The organism is Nocardia sp. NPDC004711 (assembly GCF_053601595.1).
In genome coordinates this window covers 345229-354630 of sequence record NZ_JBSGCB010000001.1, presented here as the reverse complement: position 1 = coordinate 354630, position 9402 = coordinate 345229, and the positions used below count along the sequence as shown (strand labels likewise).

General features: G+C 69.9%; 8 protein-coding genes. 1 reads left to right on the top strand and 7 read right to left on the bottom strand.

The genetic code is table 11. The features are described 5' to 3' along the window. Nucleotides 1–49 precede the first annotated feature (49 nt). Nucleotides 50–712 (bottom strand): hypothetical protein, encoded by a 663-nt coding sequence (locus tag ACWEKS_RS01680; protein WP_452338312.1) that lies wholly within the window; start codon nucleotides 710–712, stop codon nucleotides 50–52. A gap of 150 nt (nucleotides 713–862) precedes the next feature. Then, nucleotides 863–1486: a carbonic anhydrase gene (locus ACWEKS_RS01675; RefSeq protein ID WP_452338311.1), complete on the bottom strand. Its 624-nt coding sequence runs from the start codon at nucleotides 1484–1486 to the stop codon at nucleotides 863–865. Nucleotides 1487–1680: 194 nt separating this feature from the next. On the opposite strand from ACWEKS_RS01675, the gene ACWEKS_RS01670 reads away from it, so the two are divergent. Then, nucleotides 1681–2547 (top strand): A/G-specific adenine glycosylase, encoded by an 867-nt coding sequence (locus ACWEKS_RS01670; RefSeq protein ID WP_452338310.1) that lies wholly within the window; start codon nucleotides 1681–1683, stop codon nucleotides 2545–2547. Between the two features lie 33 nt (nucleotides 2548–2580). Here ACWEKS_RS01670 and ACWEKS_RS01665 read toward each other — a convergent pair whose 3' ends face one another. The 5 genes from ACWEKS_RS01665 to kstR all read right to left on the bottom strand — a co-directional run bounded on the left by ACWEKS_RS01665 (nucleotide 2581) and on the right by kstR (nucleotide 9251). Next, nucleotides 2581–3459 (bottom strand): metal ABC transporter permease, encoded by an 879-nt coding sequence (locus ACWEKS_RS01665; RefSeq protein ID WP_452338309.1) that lies wholly within the window; start codon nucleotides 3457–3459, stop codon nucleotides 2581–2583. Beyond that, a complete protein-coding gene (locus ACWEKS_RS01660) occupies nucleotides 3456–4322 on the bottom strand; it encodes a metal ABC transporter ATP-binding protein (protein WP_452338321.1) in 867 nt (288 codons plus the stop codon). Before ACWEKS_RS01660 ends, ACWEKS_RS01665 begins: the two co-directional genes overlap by 4 nt. A gap of 290 nt (nucleotides 4323–4612) precedes the next feature. Further along, nucleotides 4613–5560 carry a metal ABC transporter solute-binding protein, Zn/Mn family gene (locus tag ACWEKS_RS01655; RefSeq protein ID WP_452338308.1) on the bottom strand — a complete coding sequence of 316 codons (948 nt, stop codon included), beginning with the start codon at nucleotides 5558–5560 and terminating at the stop codon, nucleotides 4613–4615. Nucleotides 5561–5762: 202 nt separating this feature from the next. Then, the gene (gene otsB / locus ACWEKS_RS01650) at nucleotides 5763–8333 is read right to left on the bottom strand and encodes a trehalose-phosphatase (protein WP_452338307.1); all 2571 of its coding nucleotides are present in this window, start codon (nucleotides 8331–8333) and stop codon (nucleotides 5763–5765) included. 267 nt (nucleotides 8334–8600) lie between these two features. Continuing rightward, a complete protein-coding gene (gene kstR / locus ACWEKS_RS01645) occupies nucleotides 8601–9251 on the bottom strand; it encodes a cholesterol catabolism transcriptional regulator KstR (RefSeq protein ID WP_040854337.1) in 651 nt (216 codons plus the stop codon). Nucleotides 9252–9402 lie beyond the last annotated feature (151 nt).

The following is a 9402-nucleotide window of genomic DNA, read 5'->3' as shown; positions in this document are numbered from 1 at the left end:
GCCGGGATCCGATCGATCGGATCCCGGCCTCCGCCGCGGTGTGCTGAATTCAGACGAGATTGAAGGGCTCGGGGGCGCTGCGGACCGAACCGAGTTGCGCCACAACGGTGTAGGGGCCCGCCGGGACGGGAACGCGGTCGCCCGCGCAGTTGGGCTGGGAGGTGGCGCCGGACCAGGCGACGGTGAAGGCGGCCTGCTGGCCGGGGGCCAGGGTGTGCACGTCGGGGGTGCCGTCCGGGTAGCAGTCGGTGCTGGACCACAGCCTGCGCTGGCCGTCCAGGGACTGGACCTGGACCAGCTGCAGGCCCGACCCCATGTCGCGGGCGCAGGCGACGCTGGAGATATTGGTGATGACGATGCCGAACTGCGGCGGCTCGCCGACCTTGTAGGTGGGCTGCCCGACGGTCACCTTGACGGCGAGCGACTGGTCGGGGCACATACCCAGCGCGGCCGGGGCGACGGCGCTCGGGGTGATGCCGGAGGGCTTGGCCGCGCTCGGTTCCGGGGCGCCCGGGGAACTGCTCGCGGGTTTGGTGGTGGCCGCGGCGCTCGAGGTGGTGGCCTTGGCGTCCGTCTTGTGGTCGCCACCGCCCTTCAACAGTGCGAAGGCCACCCAGATCACCAGCGCGAGGCCGAGCACCATCGCGCCGATCGCGACCGCGCGACGGCGCCAGTAGATTTCGGGCGGCAGTGGTCCGTTCGGTTCCAGCACGGTGTCAACGGTAAGCGCACCGTCCGGGTCATCCCGAGCAGGGTGTCGGCGTGTCGGACGTGAAAGCGCCCACGGGGGCGGTAAATTCCGCCGCCCGCAGGAGCGAAACGCGCATCTCCGGCAGAACCGGCTCCACCCCGGCGGAGCGGGCTAGACCACCTCGCCGATGTTGCCGATGACGCGGTGCAGCTTGATCTCGCCGTCGCCGAGGTTGTAGGTGACACAGGCGATGGCGCACTCGCCGGTGGCCACCCGCTGGGAGATGATCATCGACCGCTGCATGAGCAGGCGGGCGGTCTCCTCGACGTGGCGGGCCTCGAGCTCGTCGACCGATTGCAGGCCCTCGCGCCGGCCGATGAGGATGGACGGGGTGACACGCTCGACGACCGAGCGGATGAACCCGCCGGGGACGTTGCCGTGGTCGAGGGCGTCGATGGTGGCGCGGACCGCGCCGCAGCTGTCGTGGCCGAGCACGACGATCAGCGGCACCGACAGCACCTGGACGCCGTATTCGATGGAGCCCAGCACCGAGGCGTCGATGACGTGGCCGGCGGTGCGGACCACGAACATGTCGCCGAGACCCTGATCGAAGATGATCTCGGCGGCGACGCGAGAGTCGCCGCAGCCGAACAGAACTGCCGAGGGCTGCTGCCCGGCGACGAGCTTGGCCCGGTCGGCCGCGCCCTGGCTAGGGTGCTGCAACGTGCCGTTGACGAAGCGCTCGTTGCCTTCGCGCAAGGCTTTCCAGGCACTGATCGGGTTGTTGTGCGGCATGTGTCCCATTTTCCATAGCCCTCTGGTTACCGGCGAGTCCTCAGCGTTACGGTCGGGCAAAGACGCGCCGACCGGATCGCCGCGCGCCCGGTGAGCCGCCGGGTGGGCGGAAACCGGCCTCGCCGAAATGGATACCATCGCGCGTGGCGGCGTGCGGGATTTCCCGGCTCCGAAACGGCCGGGAGGAGGCGAAGGTGGACAGCGACGCGCTCATCGACTGGTATCGCGAGACCGCGCGGGACCTGCCGTGGCGACGGCCCGGCGTCACGGCGTGGCAGATCCTCATGAGCGAGATCATGCTGCAACAGACGCCGGTGGTGCGGGTCGAACCCATCTGGCGGGAGTGGGTGGCCCGCTGGCCGGTGCCCTCCGCCATGGCGGCCGCACCGCAGGGCGACGTCCTGCGCGCCTGGGGCAAACTCGGCTATCCGCGGCGCGCGCTGCGGCTGCACGAGTGCGCCCGGGTGCTGGCCGAGGAGCACGGCGACGAGGTGCCGGCCGACGTGGACGTGCTGCTGAGTCTGCCCGGGATCGGGGCGTACACCGCCCGTGCCGTGGCCTGTTTCGCATACGGCCAGCGAGTTCCGGTGGTGGACACCAATGTTCGCCGCGTGGTGGCCCGCGCCGTGCACGGCCGCGCCGAGGCGGGCAATCCGGCGAACCGCGATCTCGCGGAAACCGAGGCCCTGCTGCCCGCGCGGGTCGACCGGGCCGCCGTCATGTCGGCGGCCCTGATGGAACTGGGCGCGCTGATCTGCACCGCGCGGACCCCGGATTGCCAGCGCTGCCCACTTCCCGTGTGCGCCTGGGTCACCGCGGGCCGCCCGGCCTCCGAGGTGGTGCGGCGCGTGCAGAAGTACGAGGGCACCGACCGGCAGGCGCGGGGCCGCCTGCTCGATGTCCTGCGCGGCGCGTCGGGTCCGGTGGAGCGGGTTCGCCTGGACCTGGCCTGGGCTCGCGATCCGGGCCAGCGGGATCGGGCCCTGGATTCGCTGCTGGTCGACGGTCTCATCGAGCAGACCCCCGACGGCCTGTTCGCGCTGGCGGGCGAGGGCAGCTGATCGCAGCCGGTTTCGCGGGATCCGGCCCGAAACTCAGGCGGCGACGAGGACTCGGCGGCGATTGCGGGTGCGGCTGCCCACCACCCGGCAGATCAGGTAGATCGTGAACGAGATGGTGGTGACGAAGGTCGAGATCGGAACGCCGGGGGCCAGCGACAGCAGAATGCCCCCGACGGCGGCGATCTCGGCGAACACGATCGACAGGATCGCCACCCGGGCCGGGCTGGCGGTGAGCTGGGCGGCCGCGGCGGCGGGAGTGATCAGCAGCGAGAGCACCAGCAGCGCGCCGACGATCTGGACGCCGAAGGCCGCCGTCACGCCGAGTAGCACGGCGAACACGATGGACAGCGCCCGCACCGGAACACCGCGCGCCACCGCCATTTCCGGATCCGCGCTGGCGAACAGCAGCGGGCGGTAGACGGCGGCCAGCACCACCAGCACGGCGGCGGTGCAGGTGGCCAGCAGGCCCAGCCCGGAATTCCCGACGCTGACCACCTGACCGGTCAGTAGTGAGAACTTGGAGCCCGCGCGTTCCGGGCCGAGCCACAGGAACAGCACCGACAGGCCGAGGCCGAAGGACAGCACCACGGCGATCACCGAATCACGTTCGCGAGCACGGGAACCCAGCACGCCGAACAGCACGGCCGCCACCACCGAACCGATGATGGCGCCCAGGCCGACGCCGATGCCGGCCAGTAGCGCGGCCGCCGCGCCGGTCAGCGAGAGCTCGCTGGTGCCGTGCACGGCGAAGGACATCTGGCGGCTGATGATGAGCGGGCCGATGGCCCCGGCCAGCAGGCCGAGCAGGGCGGCGGCGAGCACCGCCTGCTGCACGAAGTCGTAGGACAGCAGGTGCGCGGTGGTGGAGACGTCGAACATCTGCGAGAACAGCTTGGACAGCTTGTCGATCATGCCCGCGCCTCCGGTGCCGGCTCGCTGTGGCCGTTCCTGTTCTCGCCATGGCCGTGCCTGTTTTCGCCATGGCAGTGGGCCGCACCGGATTCGCCGAGGGCGTCCATGGCGTCGCCGGTGCCGACGACCACCAGGCGGCCCCGCACGCGCAGCACGTCCACCTCGGTGCCGTAGAGCTCGGAGAGGGTCTCGGAGGTCATGACCTCGTCGGGCGTGCCGATCCGGAACTGCCCGTCGACCAGGTACAGCACCCGATCCACCAGCGGCAGAATGGGATTGATCTCGTGCGTCACGAACAGCACCGCGGTGTCGTGGGTGCGCCGCCGCCGGTCGATGAGCTCGGAGACCAGCCGCTGATTCGCCAGATCCAGCGACAGCAGCGGTTCGTCGCACAGCAGCACCCGGGGATCACCGGCCAGCGCCTGCGCCACCCGCAGCCGCTGCTGCTCGCCGCCCGAGAGCGCGTCCAGCGGCGCGGAGGCGAACCGCTCCGCCCCCACAGCCGAGATTGCCTCCGCCACTTTGCGTTTGCGTTCCCTGCGCCCGCGCAGCCCGAGCCCCCACCGATGCCCGTCCACCCCGAGCCCGACGAGATCGACTCCGCGCAGCTGCGCCCCGCCCTCGATGGTCTTCTGCTGCGGCACATACCCGATATCCGGATTCCCCACCCGCACCGGCGATCCCGCGACCTCCGCGGTTCCCGCGGTCAGCCCCAGCTGTCCCAGCAGCATCCGCATCAATGACGTCTTCCCGGACCCGTTGGGCCCCAGCACCGCAATGAACTCCCCCGGCGCCACCTCGAGATCCAACCCCTGCCACAACGTTCGCTCCCCGAACGACAGTCGCGCATTCGACAGCCGCACGGCCGGGGTGCCCCGGTCGCCGTGTGCGTTGCCTGCGCCCGTGGCCGGTGCGCCGGCGGCAGCGTTCGCCGTCGTTTCGACCTGCGCCGCAATGGTGTTCGTATCGGCGGTGGGGGTCGAGTCGGTCGACGGAGCAGGAGTCTCGGCGCAGCCCGAGCGGCCGGAGGGGGTGCGGGGGCGCGCTCCGGTGAGGGCGCAACCGGCTTTGGGCGTCGTCACGCCGGCGTCGGGTGCCTGCGCGGCCTGCGCGGGGTTCGCGGTCATGGTGGTACTCCGGATGCGGCGGTCGGTCAGGACAGGGCCTTGGCGAGGGCCTGGGCGTTGTTCGTCATCCAGGTGACGTAGTCCAGGCCCTTGGGGAGGGTTTCGGTGACCTCGACGACGGTGACGCCGGACTTGTCGGCGGTGGCGCGCAGGTCCTTGGTGAGTTTGTCCTCGGTCTGGATGTTGTAGACGAGGGCGCGGACCTGCTTGGCGCTCAACAGGTCCCGTACGGTGGCCACGTCCTGGGGCGCGGGGTCGGTGCCCTGTTCGACGGCCTCCTGGAAGGCGTGCGGGGTCCTGTCGTCGGCCTTGGCGGCGGTGAGCAGGTAGGCGGCCAGCGGCTCGGTCTGCAGGACCGGCTGGTTCGGGTGCTCGGCGGCGATCTTGGCGGTCACGGCCTCGATGGGGGCCAGCTGCGCGGCGAAGGCGGCGGCGCGGTCGGCGAAGGCCTGCTTGTGGCCGGGATCGATCTCGCCGAGGGCGTCGGCGATGTGCTGGGCGATGTGGCCGACCTGGTGCAGGTCGTACCAGACGTGCTCATTGGCCTCGTGGTCGTGACCGGCGGCTTCGGTCCGCGCGGAAGTCGGTGCGGCCGAACCGCTCTCGTGCGTGTGATCGCCCTCGGTGGCGATGTCGAAGGCGTTGACGGTCTTCGTGTTCCGGCCCGCGATGGCCTTGTCGATGAACTCGTCGTAGTGGCCGCCGTTGTAGACGACCAGCTTGGCGTCGGTGATCTTGGCGGCGTCGGCGGGGGAGACCTCGAACGAGTGCGGGTCCACCGCGGGGTCGTCGATGATCGATTCGACGGTCACGTCCGGCCCGGCGACGACCCGGGTGATATCGCCCCAGACATTGGTGGAGGCGACGACGGTCGGCTGATCGGAGCTCTTGGCACTGCCGCAGGCGGTCACGGTGGCGACCGTCGCAAGTCCGGCGGCGAACACGGCGAATCCTCGGGCGAAGCTGGTGGTCACGCGGGGCACTCCTGGCACTGCGGCTTACTAGTAACGAAAACGATTGCCATTTGAATGTAGCGCAAACGACCGTTGGGTCCCTAGCCCCGGGTTGGGAGATGTGGCCTGCGACACCTGCGGCCTACCTCGGCCCAGCGCAGAAAACGGCCCCCGCGAACAGCTGTTCGCGGGGGCCGCTTCGGTCGTGCGGGTGTGGTCCGGCCTAGGTCATCGCCGCGACCGGCAGGCTCAGCAGCTGCGCGCAGCGGAGCAGGCCGAGGTGCGAGTACGCCTGCGGGTGGTTGCCGAGCGAGCGTTCGGCGACCGGGTCGTACTCCTCGGAGAGCAGACCGGTCGGACCCGCCACATCCACCAGCTGAGCGAACAACGCCTCGGCGTCCTCCCGCTTGCCGATGAGCAGATACGCCTCCACCAGCCAGGCGGCGCACAGGTGGAACCCGCCCTCACCGCCGGGCAGCCCGTCGTCGTGGTGGTACCGGTACACCGTCGATCCGCTGCGCAGCTCGGCCTCGGTGGCCACCACGGTGGCCGCGAACCGCGGATCCGAGGGATCGATCAGCCCGCTGAGCCCGATGTGCAGCGTGGCCGCGTCGAGGTCGGTGCCGTCGTAAGCCGCTGTGTAGGACTGGACTTCGTCGTTCCAGCCCTCGGTGCGGACCTCGTCGGCAATGGTGTCGCGCAGCGGCTCCCACTCGGGATCCGCCGGCCGCCCGAACTGCCGGGACAGGGTGAGCGCCCGGTCCACGGTGAGCCAGCCCATGACCTTGGAGTAGACGTGGTGGCGCGGATTGCCGCGGATCTCCCAGATGCCGTGGTCGGCTTCGCGCCAGCGGCGCTGCACCGCGGAGACCATGGCGTGCACCAGTTCCCAGTCCGCATCCGGCAACGCCTTCGCGGGATCGTTGATGCCCTTGCGTTCCCGCGCGTGCGCGAGCTGGGAGATGAGATCCACGATGGGCCCGAACACGTCCAGCTGCACCTGCATGTTCGCCGCGTTGCCGACGCGCACCGGCCGCGAACCGGCGTAGCCGGGCAGCTGGTCGATGACGGCCTCGGGGGGCAGCGTCTCGCCGTAGAGCGTGTACAGCGGGTGCAGTCGCTCGGGTCCGGGCAGGGTCTCGAGCACCCGGTGCACCCAGGCCAGCAGATCCTCGGCCTCGCCGAGCGAGCCCAGCGAGACCAGCGCGGACGCGGTGAGCGAGGCGTCGCGCAACCAGCAGTAGCGGTAATCCCAGTTGCGCACGCCGCCGATGTCCTCGGGCAGCGAGGTGGTGGCCGCGGCCAGGATGGATCCGGAGGGCGAGTGCACCAGCCCGCGCAGGGTGAGCGCCGAGCGCTTCATCAGATCCGGCTTGAGCGGCGGCAGTTCGAGCGTGCCCACCCATTCGGCCCAGTACTGCTCGGCCTCCCGGCGGCGGTCCGACTCGGCCCGCATGGCGGGCGCGAGATCGGAGGTGCCGCAGCGCATTTCGAGCACGATCGGGCCCTGTCGCGGATCGACCACGGCGCGGGCGGTGTGGTGGTTGCCGTCGTCGATGATCTCCCATTCCACGCCGGGGGAGCGCAGCACGATCGGATCGTTGGGGCCCTCCACCTTGAGCCCGCCGGTGGCGGGCAGCAGCCGCACCGGCACCTGCCCGAATTCGGGGCGCGGCGCGAAGGTGATGACCGCTTTGGCGTCACCGGTGATGACGCGGGTCAGGTCGGTGCGCTCGGGTACCACGTCGTGCGGCAGGTAGTCGACGACCTGCAAACTGGACCAACGGGTTTCGACGGTCATGGTGCCGTCGACATAGCGCTGCGACAGCGGCAGGCTCGCGCGCTCGGGCTGAATGGTGAAGTGGCCCGCGCCCGGTCCGCCCAGCAGATGGGCGAAGACGGCGGCGGAATCGGGTTCGGGGTGGCACAGCCAGGTGACGGTGCCGTCCGGTGTGACAAGGGCTTTGGAGCGCGGGCTGGCCAGCATGGTCAGCCGCTCGATTCGAGGGGCGGAGGCACCTGCCAACCACGTGCGGCGTTCCTCGAGGAGGAACGCCAGCGCCTTCGACACCTCCTCGGTGCTGGCGACCCGGTATTCGGCCAGCGATTCGCCGTCGCCGACCTTGATGCCGACGTCCGGTCCGGAGAGGCGTTTGAAGGCCTTCTCGTCGGTGACGTCGTCGCCGATGAACAGTGCCGCCGAGGCGCCCTGCTGATGCCGGACGATATCGAGTGCCGCGCCCTTGTCGGTCTCGACCACCGCGAGTTCGATGACCTCCTTGCCCTCGGTGGTCTGTACGCCGACCCAGCTGGCCGGGCCCTGGCGCACCGCAAAGACTGCGCGACGGCCGATTTCGGGGCTGGCATTGCGGACGTGCAGGGCCACGCTGGCCGGTTTGATCTCGACGGAAGCGCCCGGATTGTCCTGAGCGATCTGCGTCAGGGTCGTGGTGACCTCCTGCAGCAGCTGTTTCGCGTCATTGTCGATGGCGTGCACGAAGCCGACATCGAATTCCGAACCGTGACTACCGATCAGCTGCACCTCGACGGGCAGCCGGGACAGGGCCGCGAGATCGCGCAGGGCGCGACCGGAGATCACGGCGGCGGTGGTTCCGGTGAGTCCGGCGAGAGCGCGTAAGGCGCTCACCGACTCCCGATGGGGATAGGCCTTGGTCGGGTCGGAGACGATGGGCGCGATCGTCCCGTCGTAGTCCGAAGCGACCAGCAACCGTGGCACGCGGGCGATGGCCGACAGGGCACGGCGAAGTTCCAGTGACAAATCCTGTGCGCTCACGCATCCAACCTAGTGATCGGAGGAGATTTTTCAGGGCGCGAGTGATGCTACTGGGTCTTGATTGCTCACTCGTGTGTGCGGTGATACATAGCGTTTACGAGACACTTCCGGGTCGTTCACGCTTTTTGTGAGACACGCGCGGGTTGCTCTGCGTTCACCCCGGCTGACCAGCGGGGTTCCAGCAAACGCGCAACGGGCTGCCCGGTTCTCCGGACCGGGCAGCCCGTTGCGCATCGAGCGAACGCAAGTGTGCGTTCGTGCTACTCGCTATTCGTTGCCGCTGCCGATCAGCAGATCGACGGTGAGCTCCAGGCGCTCGGTCACATCGGTGGCCGAGGCGCGGCGGGTCAGCCACGCAACCAGATTCGACAGCCACACGTCGGAGATGACGCGGGCGATGGCGAGCTGGCGGTCGCTGGGAACCTCGTCGGAGAGGGCCCGCGCGAAGAACCGGTCCATCACCTTGCCGACCCGATCGACCTCGGCGGCCGCGGAGGCGTCGGCGAACATGAAGGCGCGGGTCATGGCCTCGGTGAGCAGCGGGTCGCGCTGCATGGCCCGGGTGACCTGGGTGAGCAGCAGGTGCATGCGCTCCTGCGGGGTGGCGCCGGCGAGCGGCTTGCGCCGGCCCTCGAACTGCTCGAACTCCCGGGCCAGGGCGGATACCAGCAGGTGCACCTTGGACGGGAAGTACCGGTAGAGCGTGCCGACGGCGACATCCGCGCGTTCGGCGACCGCTCGCATCTGGACCGCGTCGTAGCCACCCTTGGACGCCAGCGCGAGCGTGGCGTCGAGGATGCGCTTGCGTCGGTCGCGCTGCGCCGCCGAGCTCAGATCCTCCTCGCTGAGGGTGGTGACGGGCGCGGTGCGTCCACCGGGCACCCCGTCGGCGGCCTGCGATCGGGAGGGACTGGCCATCGGTTGAGAGTCCTTTCCTGCACGAATCGTTCGGTTCATCTCACCCAGCGTCGACTGGGCACGAGTTCGTACCGCGACCGGGACGGCGCTTGACTTCGGCCCGGCTCGAACATTAGAACATGTTCTAGGAGCTGAAGTCACGCCGGAAAGG

Bases quoted from the DNA above. Each gene is read 5' to 3' on its own strand.
- ACWEKS_RS01675 (WP_452338311.1), bottom strand. From the start codon at position 1,486: ATGCCGCACAACAACCCGATCAGTGCCTGGAAAGCCTTGCGCGAAGGC.
- ACWEKS_RS01665 (WP_452338309.1), bottom strand. From the start codon at position 3,459: ATGATCGACAAGCTGTCCAAGCTGTTCTCGCAGATGTTCGACGTCTCC.
- kstR (WP_040854337.1), bottom strand. From the start codon at position 9,251: ATGGCCAGTCCCTCCCGATCGCAGGCCGCCGACGGGGTGCCCGGTGGA.